Source organism: Metapseudomonas resinovorans DSM 21078 (assembly GCF_000423545.1).
GTDB classification, from domain to species: domain Bacteria; phylum Pseudomonadota; class Gammaproteobacteria; order Pseudomonadales; family Pseudomonadaceae; genus Metapseudomonas; species Metapseudomonas resinovorans.
This window is the reverse complement of record NZ_KE384031.1, coordinates 25602-42467: the sequence shown is the minus strand read 5'-3', so window position 1 is coordinate 42467 and position 16866 is coordinate 25602. Positions and strand designations below refer to the sequence as shown.

Below are 16866 nucleotides of genomic sequence, written 5' to 3'. Positions count from 1 at the left end.
GTCTTTTTGCCCGCTATATATGGTACGCCTGATAGCGGCCTGCCATGTGCGACAGTGCGTCGCGCATGGCAGGCGAGGGTATTACTTGGCTTCCGCTTCTGCAGCAGGTTTCTGCGACAGGCTGTACACGTAGGCAGCCAGCAGGTGCACCTTGTCGTTACCGAGGATTTGCTCCTGGGCCGGCATGGTGCCTTGGCGACCATAGCGGATGGTCTGTTGCAGTTGGGCGTAGCTGCTGCCGTAGATGAAGGCGCTCGGGTGGGTCAGGTCTGGAGCGCCCATCGCCGGGGTGCCCTTGCCTTCCGGACCGTGGCAGGCCACGCAGTTGGCAGCGTAGATGGCTTTACCGGCTTCCGGATCAGCCTTCACGTCCTTAGGCAGTTCGCGACCGTGCAGGGTCACGCGCAGGAAGGCGGCAACGTCGCGCACGCCCTGGTCGCCGACGACTTCACCCCAGGCCGGCATGATGCCGTGGCGGCCAGCCATGATGGTGGTCTTGATGGTGGCGGCTTCGCCCCCCCAGCGCCAGTCGCGGTCGGTCAGGTTCGGGAAGCCGTAGGCGCCCTTGGCATCGGAGCCGTGGCACACGGAGCAGTAGGACGCGAACATGCGGCCACCCATTTTCAGCGCTTTCGGGTCCTGGGCCACTTCCTCGATCGGCATGGCTGCGTACTTGGCGAAGATGGGGCCGTATTCCTTGTCGGCCTTGTCCATTTCCTTTTCCCACTGGTGCACGCCAGTCCAGCCAGCCTCGCCGTTGGCGAAGGGCTTGCCCTCGGTCACTTCGTTGTAACCGGGGAAGATGCCTTTCCAGTTGCCCATGCCCGGGTACATGACCAGGTAGCCGACGGCGAAAATCAGGGTGCCGACGAACAGCATGAACCACCACTTGGGCAGCGGGTTGTCATATTCCTCGATGCCGTCGAAGGCATGGCCGACGGTTTCTTCGGTGCTTTCCTGGCGCTGGCCACGACGGGTGGCGAAGATCAGCCAGGTCAGCGCCACCAGCGTGGCGCCGGTGAGCAGGGTTACGTACCAACTCCAGAACGAAGTCATTCTTTCTCACTCCTAGAAGCTTGCTCGTCGCGCTTGGCGGACTTCGGAGGCTCATCCGCGAAAGGCAGGTTGGCTGCTTCGTCGAAGCTGCTCTTGCGCCTGCTGCTGTAGGCCCAGAGCACGACACCGATGAAGGCGACGAAGACGACGAAGGTGCCTATACCGCGGAGAGTCCCGATATCCATCTTGCGTTACCGTTTGTTCTTGATAGAGGTGCCCAGGCCTTGCAGGTACGCGACGAGCGCGTCCATCTCGGTCTTGCCTTTGACTGCCGCCTTGGCGCCGGCGATGTCTTCGTCGGTGTAGGGCACGCCCAGCTTGCGCAGAGCTTCCATCTTGTCGGCGGTGTGCTTGCCGTCGAGCTTGCTCTCAACCAGCCAGGGGTAGGAGGGCATCTTCGACTCGGGCACTACGTTGCGCGGGTTGTACAGGTGCGCGCGGTGCCAGTCGTCGGAGTAGCGACCGCCAACGCGGGCCAGGTCCGGACCGGTACGCTTGGAACCCCACAGGAAGGGGTGGTCCCAGACGCTTTCACCCGCGACGGAGTAGTGGCCATAACGCTCGGTTTCGGCACGGAAGGGGCGGACCATCTGCGAGTGGCAGCCAACGCAACCCTCGCGGATGTAGATGTCACGGCCTTCGAGTTCCAGCGCGGTACGCGGCTTCATGCCTTCCACCGGAGTGTTAGTCACGTCCTGGAAGAACAGCGGCACGATCTGCACCAGGCCGCCGATGCTCACGGCGATCACCATGAACAGCGCCAGCAGGCCGATGTTCTTCTCGACTAATTCGTGTTGCTTCATTAGTGAGCTCCTTGCGGAATCTGCGCAGCAGCGTCGTATTCAGACGGCTTGGCAGCACGTACGGTGCGATAGGTGTTGTAGGCCATCAGCAGCATGCCGGTCACGAAGAAGGCGCCGCCGATCATGCGCACCAGGTAGCCCGCGTGGCTGGCTTCCAGGGCTTCAACGAAGGAGTAGGTGAGGGTGCCGTCTTCGTTGACAGCGCGCCACATCAGGCCCTGGGTGATGCCGTTGACCCACATGGAGGCGATGTACAGCACGGTACCGATGGTCGCCAGCCAGAAGTGCGCGTTGATCAGGCCAACACTGTGCATCTGCTCACGGGCGAAGACCTTCGGGATCAGGTGGTACAGGGAACCGATGGAGATCATGGCTACCCAGCCGAGCGCGCCGGCGTGTACGTGACCGATGGTCCAGTCGGTGTAGTGGGAGAGGGCGTTGACGGTCTTGATGGCCATCATCGGGCCTTCGAAGGTGGACATGCCGTAGAAGGCCAGGGAAACCACCAGGAAGCGCAGGATGGGGTCGGAGCGCAGCTTATGCCAGGCACCGGACAGGCTCATCATGCCGTTGATCATGCCGCCCCAGCTCGGAGCCAGCAGGATCAGAGACATGGCCATGCCGAGGGACTGCGCCCAGTCCGGCAGGGCGGTGTAGTGCAGGTGGTGCGGACCGGCCCAGATGTACAGGGTGATCAGCGCCCAGAAGTGCACGATGGACAGGCGATAGGAGTAGATCGGACGTTCGGCCTGCTTCGGCACGAAGTAATACATCATCCCCAGGAAGCCGGTGGTCAGGAAGAAGCCTACGGCGTTGTGGCCGTACCACCACTGGATCATGGCGTCGGTAGCGCCGGCGTACATGGAGTACGACTTGAAGGCGTAGACCGGCATTTCCATGCTGTTGACGATGTGCAGCATGGCCGTCACCAGGATGAACGCGCCGAAGAACCAGTTGCCCACGTAGATGTGCTTGGTCTTGCGTTTCATGATGGTGCCGAAGAAGACGACGCAGTAGGTGATCCAGACGATACCCAGGAGGATGTCGATCGGCCACTCCAGTTCGGCGTATTCCTTGGAGGAGGTGTAACCCAGCGGCAGGGTGATGACTGCCAGCACGATCACGGCTTGCCAGCCCCAGAAGGTGAAGGCGGCCAGACTATCGGATACCAGACGGGTCTGGCAGGTGCGCTGCACCACATAGTAGGACGTGGCGAACAGTGCGCATCCGCCGAAGGCGAAGATCACCGCGTTGGTATGCAGGGGGCGCAGGCGGCCGAAAGAGGTCCAGGGTAGGTTCAGGTTGAGTTCCGGCCACACGAGTTGTGCGGCGATGAACACGCCTAGACCCATCCCTATGACCCCCCAGATCACCGTCATAATGGCGAACTGGCGGACCACCTTATAGTTATAAGCAGTCTGACTGATTGCTGTGCTCATGCTAGGGGTTCCACGGTTAATGGAGTTTTCTGGGGACAAAAAATCGGCGGCAAGTATGGAGAAAGAGGGTAGCCATTGCAACGACACAAGCCGACACAATCGGGGCTGAAAAGCCCGCTGGACAAGGATTTGCGGCTGTGCTTTCAGCGCTTCTCGACGCGCTGTCGAAACCCGATGGGTTGCGTGGCTGGAGGGATCGCCTCGGAGTTGTCACAAGTGGCGACTGGAAAGCAGCTTAGCCGATGTCAATGAAGGCAGGGTGCTACTGGTCGGAGAGGTGCGACACTGGGTCGCACTATATAAAGGAGGGGGTGGACACTTCCCTGTGTCCTTGGCACCCGGCTCAGGGGGCCGTTTTGCGCGGCATGCAGTTCGGCTGGAGGGCCTGGCTGCGTGGTTGGAGCGACGCGTCCTTGCGTCACCCCGACTTCTTCACTACTTGATGGCCAGATCCTGGTCCTTGTGAGACAGGCTGTAGATATAGGCAGCCAGTACGTGGACCTTGTCCTGGCCAAGGTATTCCTGCTGGGCCGGCATCTGGCCGTTGCGGCCGTAGCGGATGGTCTGCTGCAGTTGGGCCAGGCCCGAGCCGTAGATCCAGCCGGCCGGGTGGGTCAGGTCCGGAGCACCCATGGCCGCAGTGCCTTTGCCGTCGACGCCGTGGCAGGCAACGCAGGTAGCGGCGAATAGCGACTTGCCGGACTCCAGGTCTGCTTTGGTGCCTTCCGGCAGTTTCAGGCCGGCCAGGTCCTGGCGCACATAGGCTGCGACGTTCTTCACACCCTCGTCACCCAGCACTTCGCCCCACGCAGGCATGGCGGCCATACGGCCGTGCAGGATGGAGGCCTTGATGGTTTCCGGCTCGCCGCCCCAGCGCCAGTTGCTGTCGGTGAGGTTGGGGAAACCCATGGCACCCTTGGCGTCCGAGCCGTGGCAGATGGAGCAGTAGGTGGCGAACAGGCGGCCGCCCATCTTCAGGGCTTGAGGGTCCCTGGCCACTTCCTCGATGGACATGGCGGAGTAGCGGGCGAAGATCGGGCCGTACTGTTGGTCGGCCTTGTGTACTTCGCGCTGCCATTGGGCTTCCTGGGTCCAGCCGTCGGTGTAACCGGGGAAAATCCCTTTCCAGTTACCCAGCCCCGGGTAGAGCACCAGGTAGCCGGCGGCGAAGATCAGGGTGCCAACGAACAGCAGGAACCACCACTTGGGCAGCGGGTTGTCGTACTCCTCGATACCGTCGAAGGCGTGGCCCATGGTCTTGTCAGTGGTGCCCTGGGACTCGCCCTTTCGAGTGGCGAAGATCAGCCAGAGCAGCGCCAGTAGGGTGAAGATGGTGAGCAGGGAGATGTACCAGCTCCAGAAAGTGGTCATGCGCGGGTGCTCCTAGAATCGTTCCGGTCGTCGTCGGCGAAGGGCAGGTTCGCGGCTTCGTCGAAGCTGGCCTTGCGCTTGCCGCTGTACGCCCAGCAGATCACGCCAAGGGTGGCGATCAGCACCAGCAGGGTGCCGAGGCCACGCAGGGTTCCGATGTCCATGGCCTTACCTCTTGTTCTTCAGGCTGGTGCCCAGCACTTGGAGATAGGCGACCAGGGCGTCCATCTCGGTCTTGCCCTTGACCGCCGCCTGGGCGCCCGCAACATCCTCGTCGCTGTACGGCACGCCGAGGGTCTGCATGGCGCGAAGCTTGGCCGCCGTGTCCTTGCCGTCCAGCGTGTTCTCCACCAGCCAGGGGTAGGCGGGCATCTTCGACTCGGGCACTACGTTGCGCGGGTTGTAGAGGTGCGCACGGTGCCAGTCGTCGGAGTAGCGGCCGCCCACGCGGGCCAGGTCTGGGCCGGTGCGCTTGGAACCCCACAGGAAGGGGTGGTCCCAGACGCTTTCACCGGCCACGGAGTAGTGACCGTAGCGCTCGGTTTCGGCGCGGAAGGGGCGGATCATCTGCGAGTGGCAACCGACGCAGCCTTCGCGGATGTAGATATCGCGGCCTTCCAGTTGCAGGGCGGTGTAGGGCTTCATGCCTTCCACCGGGGTGTTGGTCACGTCCTGGAAGAACAGCGGCACGATCTGCACCAGGCCGCCGATGCTGACGGCCAGGATCATGAACAACGCCAGGAGGCCGACGTTCTTCTCGAGTTTCTCGTGCTGTTTCATCAGTGGGCTCCTTGCGGGATCTGCGCGGCGGCGTCGTATTCAGCAGGATCGGAGGCCTTCGCGGTACGCCAGGTGTTCCAGGCCATGAGGAACATGCCGCTGAAGAAGATGGCACCGCCTATCACCCGCACGACGAAGCCGGGGTGGCTGGCTTCCAGGGCTTCGACAAAGGAATAGGTGAGGGTGCCGTCCTCGTTCACTGCGCGCCACATCAGGCCCTGGGTGATGCCGTTGACCCACATGGAGGCGATGTAGAGGACGGTGCCGATGGTGGCCAGCCAGAAGTGGGTGTTGATCAGGCCGGTGCTGTACATCTGCTCGCGACCGAACACTTTCGGAATCAGGTGGTACAGGGAGCCGATGGACACCATGGCGACCCAGCCGAGGGCGCCGGCGTGTACGTGGCCGATGGTCCAGTCGGTGTAGTGGGAGAGGGCGTTGACAGTCTTGATGGCCATCATCGGGCCTTCGAAGGTGGACATGCCGTAGAAGGCCAGGGAAACCACCAGAAAGCGCAGGATGGGGTCCGAGCGCAGCTTATGCCAGGCGCCGGAGAGGGTCATCATGCCGTTGATCATGCCGCCCCAGCTCGGCGCCAGCAGCACCAGGGACATCACCATGCCGAGGGACTGGGCCCAGTCCGGCAGGGCGGTGTAGTGCAGGTGGTGCGGACCGGCCCAGATGTACACCGCGATCAGCGCCCAGAAGTGCACGATGGACAGGCGATAGGAGTACACCGGGCGTTCGGCCTGCTTCGGCACGAAGTAATACATCATTCCCAGGAAGCCGGCCGTGAGGAAGAAACCCACGGCGTTGTGCCCGTACCACCACTGAATCATGGCGTCGGTGGCGCCGGCGTAAAGGGAGTAGGACTTGGTCAGGGTGACCGGGATCTCCAGGTTGTTCACCAGATGGAGGATCGCCACGGTGAGGATGAAACCGCCAAAGAACCAGTTGCCCACGTAGATGTGCTTGGTCTTGCGCTTCATCACGGTGCCGAAGAAGACGATGGCGTAACTGACCCAGACAATGGTGATCAGAATGTCGATCGGCCACTCCAGCTCGGCGTATTCTTTCGAGCTGGTCCAGCCCATCGGCAGGCTGATGGCGGCCAGCACGATCACCAGTTGCCAGCCCCAGAAGGTGAAGGCGGCGAGCTTGTCGGAGATCAGGCGGGTCTGGCACGTACGCTGCACCGCGTAGTAGCTGGTGGCGAACAGCGCGCATCCGCCGAATGCAAAGATCACTGCGTTGGTGTGCAGTGGGCGCAGTCGGCCGAAGCTCGTCCAGGGAAGGTTGAAGTTGAGTTCCGGCCAGGCCAGTTGTGCGGCTATGAGAACGCCGAGCCCCATCCCGACGATTCCCCAGACCACCGTCATGATGGCGAACTGGCGGACCACCTTGTAGTTATAGGCGGTACTGCTTGCTGTGCTCATGTTATGGGCTTCCGTCCACGGTTTTTGGATTGCGCGGCAAGCATGGTGAAAGCCCATTGGGCGACTATTGATCTGGATCAATCGCCCACAAACGACGGAGAAGTCTGAATGCTGTTGTGGAACAGGCCTGACGGCCCGGTTTCGTACACCCTTATCCTGGCCCATGGCGCCGGTGCCGCGATGGACAGTCCGTTCATGGATGACATCGCGCAAAGGCTCGCCGCTCGTGGCGTTGCGGTGGCGCGTTTCGAGTTTCCGTATATGACTGCACGGAGGCACGACGGACGTCGCCGACCACCCAATCCCCAGGCCCTGCTACTGAGTTGCTGGCGGGAGATTCATGCCGAGGTGCGACAGCAGGTCACAGGGCCACTGGCCATCGGCGGCAAGTCTATGGGCGGGCGCATGGCCAGCCTGCTGGCAGACGAACTGGGCGCTGACGCGCTGGTCTGCCTGGGTTATCCCTTCCATGCCGTTGGCAAGGCGGACAAGCCTCGTGTCGCCCATCTGGCGGACCTGAAGACTCCGACTCTGATTATCCAGGGCGAGCGCGACCCCATGGGCGATCGCCTTACGGTTGCGGGCTACAGCCTCTCGGGTGCCATTCACCTGTGCTGGCTCGCTGCCGGGGATCACGATCTGAAGCCGCTGAAGGCCTCCGGGTTTACCCATGAGCAGCATCTGGACACCGCCGCGGACGTCATAGCGCGGTTCCTGGCGGGACCGGTCCAGGAATGAGAAGGGCGCAGTCTCAGGCTGTGTGAAAACTACTGCGCTCGGTGATGCCGAGCGTCGCTCGCGACGTTCTCACACAGCCTGGTCTGGCGCCCTGTTGATTGCTTCAGCGATTGAACCTATCCACCAGGGAGTACTGTCCCTGCGCCGTGTGGGTCAGCTCTTCGCTCAGCATGGCCGTGCGCTGGGCCTCGCCCGAGGTCTGGTCGGCCAGGTGGGCGATGCTGCTGATGCTCTGGTTGATCTGCTCGGCCACCGCGCTCTGTTCCTCGGTCGCTGCGGCGATCTGGTCGGCCATGTCAGCGATGTTGGCCACCGCTTCGCTGATGCCCACCAGCGCCTGGTCCGCCTGGAGCACACGCTCGACGCCTTCGTCCGCCTGGCGACGGCCATGCTCCATGGTGTGCACGGCTTCTTCGGCGGTCTTCTGCAATTGGGCGATGAGTTGATGAATCTGCCCGGTGGATTCCGCCGTGCGCTGGGCGAGCTGGCGCACCTCGTCGGCCACCACGGCAAAGCCACGGCCCATTTCGCCGGCGCGGGCGGCCTCGATGGCCGCGTTCAGCGCCAGCAGGTTGGTCTGGTCGGCGATGCCCTTGATGACATCTACCACGCCACCAATTTCATTGCTGTCCTGGGCCAGTCGCGTGACGGTCTCGCCGGTTTCACCCACTGACGCCGAGAGACGCTGGATGGCTTCGCGGGTTTCGGCGGCGATATTGCGGCCCTCGCTGGTCAGGCGGTTGGCTTGCTGGGTTGCATCGGCGGTGCGCTGCACGTTGTTGGCCACTTCCTGGGTGGTGGCGGCCATCTGGTTCACCGCGGCGGCCACCTGCTCGGTTTCCACCCGCTGGCGTTCCAGGCCTTCGGAGCTGTTGTGAGCTAGGGTGTCGGCCTCGCGAGCCTGCTGGGTGAGGTGCTCTGCGGTGTCCTGCAGGCGGGTCAGGCAGGTCTTCAGCCGCGCTTCCTGGCTGAGCATGGCCATTTCCAGGCGCGCCTGGACGCCGCGGCTGTCGGTGTACATCTGTGCGATCAGCGGGTCGGAGGTGGTCTGTTCGGCAAGGTGCAGCAGGCGCTTGATGCCGCGGTTCTGCCAGGCCAGGCCGATCAGGCCCAGGGGCACCGACAACAGGGCGGCGAGAAGGAAGCCCCAGTGGGAGTTCAGCCAGGCGCCGATCAGGAAAGCGATCTGGCTGATGAGAATGAAGGGCAGCCAGTCCTGTACCACCGGCAGCCACTTGTCGCGGCTGGGGATGGCGGCCTTGCCGGCATTCAGGCGCTGATAAAGGGCTTCGGCGCGACGCACCTGTTCGGCAGTCGGCTTGATCCGCACGGATTCATAGCCGGTGACCTGGCTCCCTTCGAAAATGGGCGTGACGTAGGCATTCACCCAGTAGTGGTCGCCGTTCTTGCAGCGGTTCTTCACCACTCCCATCCACGGACGTCCCTTTTTCAGGGTTGCCCACATATGAGCGAAAACCGCAGGCGGTACGTCCGGGTGGCGCACCAGATTGTGGGGCGAACGAAGCAGTTCGTCGCGGCTGAAGCCGCTGATGTCGATGAAGGCTTCGTTGGTATAGGTGATGACGCCTTTGCTGTCCGTGGTGGAGATCAGGCGTTGTTCGATCGGGAAGCTACGTTCCCGCTGGGTCACAGGTTGGTTATTTCTCATGGTGTCCTTCCGCAAGGCTTACTGCTTATATCGGCATCCGCGCACTTAGGTTGAGCCTTTTCTTTTCGCGACAGTCTATCCGGATTCCGTCGCCACCTACCCCCTCATTTTCCTGCTTGCCTACCGCCCTGATAGCGATCTAGAAGTCGCGCAAGTTTTTGACGCGGATAATCTGGCGAACTTTTCTTTTTTCCTGATGGATATCTATCAAGTGCAGTGTTCTGTTTTTGGCGGCATATATATGACGCACTTTGGAGTTCGCATTGGTATCTCTCAATGGAACTTGCGGGTGCATTCTTATGGCTTGCAAAGACTGTCCTGCATGGTTTTGGTGCTTTCTTTTGATGGGGGGTGAAGGCTGCGTAATGCCTGGCTTTTAGGGTAATTGCTTGTTTTTCATTGGCTATTAAATTTGAAACTTCAAGATGCTTTGATAGTTGTACGGCTGGCATTCGATTTGCTCAGTCGAAGTTGTCTTTCGCAATACGGCTGTCGTGCTTTCTTGACGTCGTGAACCCGGTCCCCGGTCATTCGCGAAGAATCCTGCCGTGCCTTCGAGTCTTGTTCGGGCTGGACGCTCGCAAGTCTGTCGCGAGGTCAGCCCTGGTCGTTCGCCTGGGGGGATCGTGCAATGCGCATCAGCATTTTCGGATTGGGGTACGTGGGGGCCGTTTGTGCAGGTTGCCTGTCGGCGCGGGGGCACCAGATCGTCGGGGTGGACATCGCCCCGTTGAAGATCGAGATGATCAACCAGGGCAAGTCGCCCATCGTGGAACCGGGGTTGGGGGAGTTACTTAAGCAGGGCGTGGCCAGTGGGCGCCTGCGCGGCACCCTGGATGTACGTGATGCGGTGCTGAGCACCGACATCTCCTTCATTGCCGCGCCAACGCCGAGTAAGAAGAATGGCGATCTGGACGTTTCCTACATCGCCCAGGTCTGCGAGCAGATCGGCAGCGTGCTGCCGGAGAAGACGACTCGCCACACCGTAGTGGTGCGCAGCACGGTACTGCCCGGCACGGTGATGAACGTGGTGGTCCCGATGCTGGAGAAGTGCTCGGGAATGAAGGCCGGTGTCGATTTCGGCATCGCGGTGAATCCCGAGTTCCTTCGTGAGAGCACGGCGATCAAGGATTACGACTACCCCGCCATGACGGTCATCGGGGAGCTGGATTCGCAATCCGGAGATCTGCTGCAAGCCATCTACAGCGAGCTGGACGCGCCCATCATCCGCAAGAGCGTCGAAGTGGCGGAGATGATCAAGTACACCTGCAACGTCTGGCACGCAACCAAGGTCACCTTTGCCAACGAGATCGGCAATATCGCCAAGGCCGTGGGTGTCGACGGTCGCGAGGTGATGGAGGTGATCTGCCAGGACCACAAGCTCAACCTCTCCAAGTACTACATGCGCCCGGGCTTCGCCTTCGGCGGCTCCTGCCTGCCCAAGGATGTGCGCGCGCTGACCTATCGCGCCGGCCAGCTGGACATCGAGCATCCACTGCTGCACTCGATCATGCGCAGCAACCGGGTCCAGGTGGAACGTGCCTTCGACCTCATCGCCGGCCATGACAAACGCCGTGTCGGGCTCCTCGGCCTGTCCTTCAAGGCCGGTACCGATGACCTGCGCGAAAGCCCGCTGGTCGACCTGGCCGAGATGCTGATCGGCAAGGGCTACGACCTGCACATCTACGACCAGAACGTCGAATACGCGCGGGTCTACGGTGCCAACAAGGACTACATCGAGTCGAAGATCCCCCACGTGTCATCCCTGCTGTGCGCCGACCTGGACAAGGTCGTGGAGCAGGCCGACGTCATCGTTCTCGGCAATGGTGACCAGCAGTTCGCCGGGCTGCTGGACAAGATGCCGGCGGGCAAGACGGTGATCGACCTGGTGGGGTTCATGAAGTCGCGCAGCGGCGCGGGCATGGAAGGTATCTGCTGGTAGCCAACGGACCGGACGCCAAGCCCCGGAGCCGGTACGGCGACGGGGTTGGGGAGCGGCGTTCCATGGGGGAGGGGGATGCGAATGGATGGCTTGGCGAGCAGCCTGCGCGAGGGCGCCGGCTGGATGTTTTTCTGCACTGCACTGATGCTGCTGGCGTTGGCCATGCCGCAATCGGTGTTCGATCCGGAGTCGCGGGATTTCCTGCTGCTGCTGGGCGCCGTGGGCATCTGGCGCTATTCCATGGGCGCCATCCACTACCTGCGCGGCATGCTGTTCCTCTATGTCGTGTTCCCCTGGTACCGGCGCCAGGCGCGCAAGCTGGGTGAGTCCGCCGCCCCGTCCCATGTGTTCCTGCTGGTCACCAGTTTTCGCATCGACGCGCTGACCACGGCCCAGGTCTACCGCTCGGTGATCCAGGAGGCCATCGACTGCGGCTATCCGGCTACCGTGGTGTGCTCCCTGGTGGAAATGTCCGACGAGCTGCTGGTCAAGAGCCTCTGGCAGAAGCTCGATCCGCCTGCGCGCGTCAGCCTGGACTTCGTGCGCATCGCCGGTACCGGCAAGCGCGATGGCCTGGCCTTCGGATTCCGCGCGATCTCCCGGAGGCTACCGGACGAGAACGCGGTGGTGGCCGTGGTTGACGGCGATACCGTGCTCACACCTGGCGTGGTGCGTCGGACGGCACCCTACTTCAAGCTGTTGCCCCGGGTCGGCGGGCTCACCACCAACGAGTTCTGCGAAGTACGTGGCAGCTACATCATGAGCGAGTGGCACAAGCTGCGCTTCGCCCAACGCCATATCAACATGTGCTCCATGGCCCTGTCCCGGCGCGTGCTGACGCTGACCGGTCGGATGTCGGTATTCCGTGCCCAGGTGGTTACCAACCCCGGTTTCATCGCCGATGTGGAAAGCGATCACCTCGACCACTGGCGGCTCGGCCGCTTCCAGTTCCTCACAGGTGACGACAAGTCCAGTTGGTACAGCCTGATGCGCCTGGGCTACGACACCTTCTACGTACCGGATGCCGCCATCAACACCGTGGAGCACCCGCCGGAGAAAAGCTTCTTCAAGGCCAGCCGCAAGCTGATGTTCCGCTGGTATGGCAACAACCTGCGGCAGAACTCCCGCGCCCTGCGCCTGGGGCCGCGCCGCCTGGGCTGGTTCACCTGCCTGGTGCTGGCTGACCAGCGCGTGGCGATGTGGACCAGCCTGCTGGGACCGGCCGTCGCGATCATTGCCAGCCTGAAGTACGGCATCCAGTTCCTGCTGATCTACCTCCTCTGGATCGGCCTGACCCGGCTGGCTCTGACCCTGCTGCTGGTGGCCTCCGGGCACCCGGTCGGGCCGGCCTATCCGATGATTCTCTATTACAACCAGGTGCTCGGCGCCCTGGTGAAGGTCTACGTCTTCTTCCGGCTCGACCGGCAATCCTGGACGCGGCAGAACACGCGGCTGGATCGCGGCCTGGCGAGCTTCCAGAACGGGTTCAACACCTGGTCCTCCAGGGCCATGACCTTTTCCGCGGCCAGTGTCTTCCTGGCCGTGCTCATGAGCGTTGTGTAAGGGGGCAGGGTGGCTGAAGGGCCGGCCCTGCAGGGGACAAAACCGTTTTGCAAAGGAAGGGAATGATGACTACAGCCACGGGTGTTGCCAGCAATGCCAATATCGTCCATGAGTCCGAGGCCCAGCGGCAGTTTGCGCGCCTCAAGATGCCGGCCAAGGTGCGCTTCCTTGGCCCCAATCGCGAAACACTGGAAAGCGAGCTGCTGGATCTTTCCGCCGGCGGCTTCAGCTTCCGGGATACGACCCACCCGCTGGGCGTAGGGGGGCACCACAAGGGCAAGCTGGTATTCCAGGTCGATGGGCTGGGCATGGCCATCGACGTCGAATTCCAGGTGCGGTCGGTGCAGGACAAGGGGGCACGCGTTGGTTGCGAGTTTCACAACCTGCGCCCTCGCGAAGTGGCCGCGCTGCGCTACCTGATCACCGCCTACACCAGCGGTGAGATGGTGACCGTGGGCGACATGCTCAACACCTTGCAGCGCGACAACTTCGCGAAGGCGCGCAAGGGGCGGGATGGCGGTGCCGGCATGGGCTTCTTCGGTCGCCTGCGCGCCTTGAGCTTCAGCTTGATGATCTTCCTCGTTGGTGTCGGCGCCTTCACCTACATCCTCAACCAGCTCTATCAGCTGTACTTCGTCACCCATGCCGACTCGGCCATGGTCAGCCTGCCCAGCCAGACCGTCAGCATGCCGCGTGAAGGCGTGGTGCAGGCCGCGTTGGTGAAGGTTGGCGGAGACGTGGCCAAGGGCGCGCCCCTGGCTACGTTCAGCGCGACCATGCTCGATGTGCTGAAGAACAGTCTGCCGGAAGGCCAGATGACCCCGGACAACATCGAGAGGCTCTTCAGCAAGACGCTGCAGGGTACCCTCACCAGCCCCTGCGACTGCCGCGTCGTGGCCCAACTGGTGGGCGACGGCCAGCCGGCCGGCAAGGGAGCGCCGGTGTTCGAACTGTTGCCCCTGCAAGGGCAAGCCACGATCGAGGCGCGCTTCCCCTACAAGACCTTCGCCAAGGTGCAGCCCGGCGCCGAAGTGCGTGTCCAGGTGGCCGGTGAGAGTACATCGCGCACCGGGCGAATCAGTACGGTGTCCCTGCAGCAGGGCGGATTGGCCTCGGACCTGAGGGTTTCCGTTCTCACCGACGATCCCTTGACCACCGACATGGCCGGGCGCCCGGCAGAAGTGGTCATCGACGGCCTGCCCGGCAACTTGCTGCTGGACAAGGTCATGGCGGCCGGCAAATGAAGGTCGTACGCCTGGCCCTGATGGGCTGCGGCCTGCTCGCGGGCTGTGCCGGGCTGCCCGACCAGCAGTTGGCGCGGGAAGCGCTGCTGCGGGGTGATACGGAAACCGCCCGGCAGAACTTCCAGGCCCTGGCCGGCATGGGGTATCCCGAGGCGCAGACGGCGCTGGGCGACATGGCGGTGGGCAGTCGCGACCCTTCGCGCCTGGCCGAAGCCGAAACCCTCTACCGCCAGGCCGCGACCCGCTCGGTACGCGCGCAGTCGCGTCTCGGCCGGCTGCTGTCGCGTCAGGGCGGTGCCAGCGATGCGCAACTCAAGGAGGCCGAGACGCTCCTGATCCAGTCCATCGCCCAGGGCGAGTACAGCGCCGTGGTGCCGCTGACGCTGCTCTACCTGAGCTACCCGCAACTGTCGCCGGACCTCGACCCGCAGCAACAGGTGAACGACTGGCGCGCCAGCGGTATTGCCGAGGCCGAGCTGGCGCAGATTCTCATCTACCGCAGCCAGGGCACCTACACCGCACACCTCACCGAGGTGGAGGCCAAGTGCCAGGCGCTGCTGGCGGTTCAGGACATCTGCTACGTCGAGCTGGCGACCGTCTACCGGCTGCGTCAGCAGCCGGCCGTGCTGGAGCAGTTGTTGGCCAATCTGCGCGATGCCCACGCGGCAGGGCGCGTGGCGCCCGCGCGGCTGGAGTCCGTGGCCCTCACCCTGGCCGATCCGACCATTCCGGCTCCGGCCGAGCTGAGCCAGGCCAAGGCCCTGCTGGTGGATGTCGCGCCGGGCTACCCGGCTGCCTGGTCGTCCCTGGGCAAACTGCTCTACGACTACCCGGCGCTGGGCAGCAGCGAGGACATGCTCGCCGCCCTCGAACGCGGCCGTGCGGCAGGCGACAGCCGCGCCGAGCTGCTCACCGGGCGCCTCTACTACGACGGTCGCGCGCTCGCGCCGGACCCGCGCCAGGCCGAAGCCCACCTGCTCAAGGCGGCACCCGAGCAGCCGGCGGCGAACTTCTACCTGGGCCAGCTCTATCGCCGTGGCTATCTGGGGGAGGTCCGTCCGCAACAGGCGGTCGACCACCTGCTGCTGGCCGCCCGTGCCGGCCACGGCAGCGCCGACCTGGCCCTGGCCCAGCTGTTCAGCGAGTCGCGCGGCGTCAAGGTGAACCGCGTCAACGCCTACGTATTCGCCCGGATGGCCGCCAGCCAGGGACGTCCGGAAGCGGCCGCCCTGGTGGTTGGTCTGGAACCGGCCATGACGGCTGCCGAGCGTCAGCGCGCCGCCGAGCTCCTGCGGGAAGAGCAGGGCACGCGGCAGATCGACCCGGCACGCCTGGCCCGAATTCAACCGCTGCACAATGGAATGGACCTGCTATGAAGATGACGCGCTGGATGGGGGGCATCCTCGGCGGCTCATTGCTGAGCGGCCAGCTTTTGGCGGCCACGGCGGAGGCGCCGCGCAGCTTCGGCCTGGATATCAAGTTCACCGCGCAATCGGAGGACGATCGTGACCTCGGCACCCGGCCCGGCGGCGACGTGCAGGGCCTGGGTGTCGACGTGCGTCCCTGGCTCTTCGGGCTCTGGGGTGACTGGAGCGCTTACGCGATGGCGCAGGGCGTGGCCGCCACCGACACCATCGAGACCGACACCCTGGAGTCCGACAGCATCGTCGCCGACAGCGAAGACGGCAGCGATGCCCGCGAGGCCGACAAGAGCTACCTGGCGCTGCGTGAGTTCTGGGTGGACTACGGCGGGCTCACCGCCTACCCCGGCGAACACCTGCGATTCGGCCGGCAGCGGGTGCGCAGCGATGAAGGCACCTGGTGGGATACCAATATCGAGGCGCTGCACTGGGTGTTCGACACCACCTTGCTCAAGGCCAATCTGGGCCTTGCCGAGCGCTACAGCGACTACCGCACCGACATCGACGACCTGGCTCCCGAGGACGAGGACCGCCAGCACCTGTTCGCCGGTATCTCCACCCAGTGGGCGCCGGGCCACAGCCTTGGCGCCAAGCTCCACCACAGCCGCGATGATGGCGACCTGGCCGGCGTCGGCGAAACCGTGGACGAACTGACCAAGATCCAGACCGGCGACCTCACCTGGCTGGGCCTGCAGGCCGATGGCGACTACTTCAAACCGCGCAGCACGCTGCCCCTGAACTACTGGGCGCAGGCCATCTGGCTGACCGGTGACCAGGACAGCGTCACCCAGAGCTCGGCCAGCGGCCTGCCCCTGGTCACCGGCGAACGCAGTGGTGATCTGGATGCCTGGGCGGTGGACCTGGGGCTGCGCTGGAACATCGACGGCCAATGGAAGGCCGGCGCGGCCTACGCCAGGGGCAGTGGCGGCACGGATTCCAACAGCGAAGATTCCGAGCAGTTCGTGCAACCGGGGCTGGAGAGCAACCGTTCCAGCTTCACTGGTACCCGGACCCGCGTGCATCGCTTCGGCGAGGCCTTGCGCGGCGAACTGACCAACATCCAGGTGGCGACCCTCTACGGCTCCCTGGCGGTGCGCGAGGACTACGACGCCAGCCTCGTCTACCACCGCTTCTGGCGCCTGGAAGATGACCTGCCCACCGGAGATTCCGGAATCAGCGCCACGCTGGTGAACGGCGAGAAGGACCTGGGGCAGGAACTCGACCTGGTGGCCACTTATTACATCAAGGACGGCCTGGTGCCGCCGGGGCTGGACTGGGTGGACGAACCCTCGGCACTGGTCCGCGTGCGGCTGGGGCTGCTGTTCCCTGGTGATGCCTACGAAGACGCGGACTCCACCATGCACCGCGCCTTCGTCGACTTCGTCTGGCGCATTTGAGGGAGGG

16 protein-coding genes are annotated in these 16866 nt (G+C 63.6%); 6 read left to right on the top strand and 10 right to left on the bottom strand.

Annotated features, from left to right (window positions below):
* Nucleotides 1-81: 81 nt before the first annotated feature.
* The 8 genes from ccoP (G559_RS0125335) to ccoN (G559_RS0125300) form a co-directional block, all read right to left on the bottom strand.
* Nucleotides 82-1056, bottom strand: coding sequence for a cytochrome-c oxidase, cbb3-type subunit III (gene ccoP / locus G559_RS0125335; protein WP_028630905.1), 975 nt, complete (start codon nt 1054-1056; stop codon nt 82-84).
* Nucleotides 1053-1241 carry a CcoQ/FixQ family Cbb3-type cytochrome c oxidase assembly chaperone gene (locus G559_RS0125330; RefSeq protein ID WP_028630904.1) on the bottom strand — a complete coding sequence of 63 codons (189 nt, stop codon included), beginning with the start codon at nt 1239-1241 and terminating at the stop codon, nt 1053-1055. Before G559_RS0125330 ends, ccoP (G559_RS0125335) begins: the two co-directional genes overlap by 4 nt.
* A gap of 6 nt (nt 1242-1247) precedes the next feature.
* A complete protein-coding gene (gene ccoO, locus G559_RS0125325) occupies nt 1248-1859 on the bottom strand; it encodes a cytochrome-c oxidase, cbb3-type subunit II (RefSeq protein WP_028630903.1) in 612 nt (203 codons plus the stop codon).
* The gene (gene ccoN, locus G559_RS0125320; protein ID WP_028630902.1) at nt 1859-3298 is read right to left on the bottom strand and encodes a cytochrome-c oxidase, cbb3-type subunit I; all 1440 of its coding nucleotides are present in this window, start codon (nt 3296-3298) and stop codon (nt 1859-1861) included. The genes ccoO (G559_RS0125325) and ccoN (G559_RS0125320) overlap by 1 nt, the downstream gene beginning before the upstream one ends.
* A 435-nt stretch (nt 3299-3733) precedes the next feature.
* On the bottom strand, nt 3734-4669 hold the full coding sequence (gene ccoP / locus G559_RS0125315; protein WP_028630901.1) for a cytochrome-c oxidase, cbb3-type subunit III: 936 nt from the start codon (nt 4667-4669) through the stop codon (nt 3734-3736).
* The gene (locus G559_RS0125310) at nt 4666-4833 is read right to left on the bottom strand and encodes a CcoQ/FixQ family Cbb3-type cytochrome c oxidase assembly chaperone (RefSeq protein ID WP_028630900.1); all 168 of its coding nucleotides are present in this window, start codon (nt 4831-4833) and stop codon (nt 4666-4668) included. The genes ccoP (G559_RS0125315) and G559_RS0125310 overlap by 4 nt, the downstream gene beginning before the upstream one ends.
* A gap of 4 nt (nt 4834-4837) precedes the next feature.
* Nucleotides 4838-5449 carry a cytochrome-c oxidase, cbb3-type subunit II gene (ccoO, locus tag G559_RS0125305; protein ID WP_028630899.1) on the bottom strand — a complete coding sequence of 204 codons (612 nt, stop codon included), beginning with the start codon at nt 5447-5449 and terminating at the stop codon, nt 4838-4840.
* Nucleotides 5449-6885 carry a cytochrome-c oxidase, cbb3-type subunit I gene (gene ccoN / locus G559_RS0125300; protein WP_028630898.1) on the bottom strand — a complete coding sequence of 479 codons (1437 nt, stop codon included), beginning with the start codon at nt 6883-6885 and terminating at the stop codon, nt 5449-5451. The genes ccoO (G559_RS0125305) and ccoN (G559_RS0125300) overlap by 1 nt, the downstream gene beginning before the upstream one ends.
* Nucleotides 6886-6993: 108 nt before the next feature.
* Between ccoN (G559_RS0125300) and G559_RS0125295 the strand changes: the two genes are divergently transcribed.
* A complete protein-coding gene (locus G559_RS0125295; RefSeq protein ID WP_028630897.1) occupies nt 6994-7623 on the top strand; it encodes an alpha/beta family hydrolase in 630 nt (209 codons plus the stop codon).
* Between the two features lie 103 nt (nt 7624-7726).
* Here G559_RS0125295 and G559_RS0125290 read toward each other — a convergent pair whose 3' ends face one another.
* Together G559_RS0125290 and G559_RS30545 are read right to left on the bottom strand one after the other, a co-directional pair.
* Nucleotides 7727-9292 (bottom strand): methyl-accepting chemotaxis protein, encoded by a 1566-nt coding sequence (locus G559_RS0125290; RefSeq protein ID WP_028630896.1) that lies wholly within the window; start codon nt 9290-9292, stop codon nt 7727-7729.
* A gap of 104 nt (nt 9293-9396) precedes the next feature.
* Nucleotides 9397-9744 (bottom strand): hypothetical protein, encoded by a 348-nt coding sequence (locus tag G559_RS30545; RefSeq protein ID WP_155945762.1) that lies wholly within the window; start codon nt 9742-9744, stop codon nt 9397-9399.
* 179 nt (nt 9745-9923) lie between these two features.
* On the opposite strand from G559_RS30545, the gene G559_RS0125285 reads away from it, so the two are divergent.
* The 5 genes from G559_RS0125285 (at nt 9924) to G559_RS0125265 (ending at nt 16859) form a co-directional block, all read left to right on the top strand.
* The gene (locus G559_RS0125285; RefSeq protein WP_028630895.1) at nt 9924-11234 is read left to right on the top strand and encodes a nucleotide sugar dehydrogenase; all 1311 of its coding nucleotides are present in this window, start codon (nt 9924-9926) and stop codon (nt 11232-11234) included.
* 81 nt (nt 11235-11315) lie between these two features.
* Nucleotides 11316-12797 carry a glycosyltransferase family 2 protein gene (locus tag G559_RS0125280; protein WP_028630894.1) on the top strand — a complete coding sequence of 494 codons (1482 nt, stop codon included), beginning with the start codon at nt 11316-11318 and terminating at the stop codon, nt 12795-12797.
* A gap of 65 nt (nt 12798-12862) precedes the next feature.
* Nucleotides 12863-14041: an alginate biosynthesis protein Alg44 gene (locus tag G559_RS0125275; RefSeq protein ID WP_028630893.1), complete on the top strand. Its 1179-nt coding sequence runs from the start codon at nt 12863-12865 to the stop codon at nt 14039-14041.
* On the top strand, nt 14038-15417 hold the full coding sequence (locus G559_RS0125270) for an SEL1-like repeat protein (protein WP_155945761.1): 1380 nt from the start codon (nt 14038-14040) through the stop codon (nt 15415-15417). The genes G559_RS0125275 and G559_RS0125270 overlap by 4 nt, the downstream gene beginning before the upstream one ends.
* Before the next feature lie 2 nt (nt 15418-15419).
* On the top strand, nt 15420-16859 hold the full coding sequence (locus tag G559_RS0125265; protein ID WP_245586553.1) for an alginate export family protein: 1440 nt from the start codon (nt 15420-15422) through the stop codon (nt 16857-16859).
* Nucleotides 16860-16866: the final 7 nt, after the last annotated feature.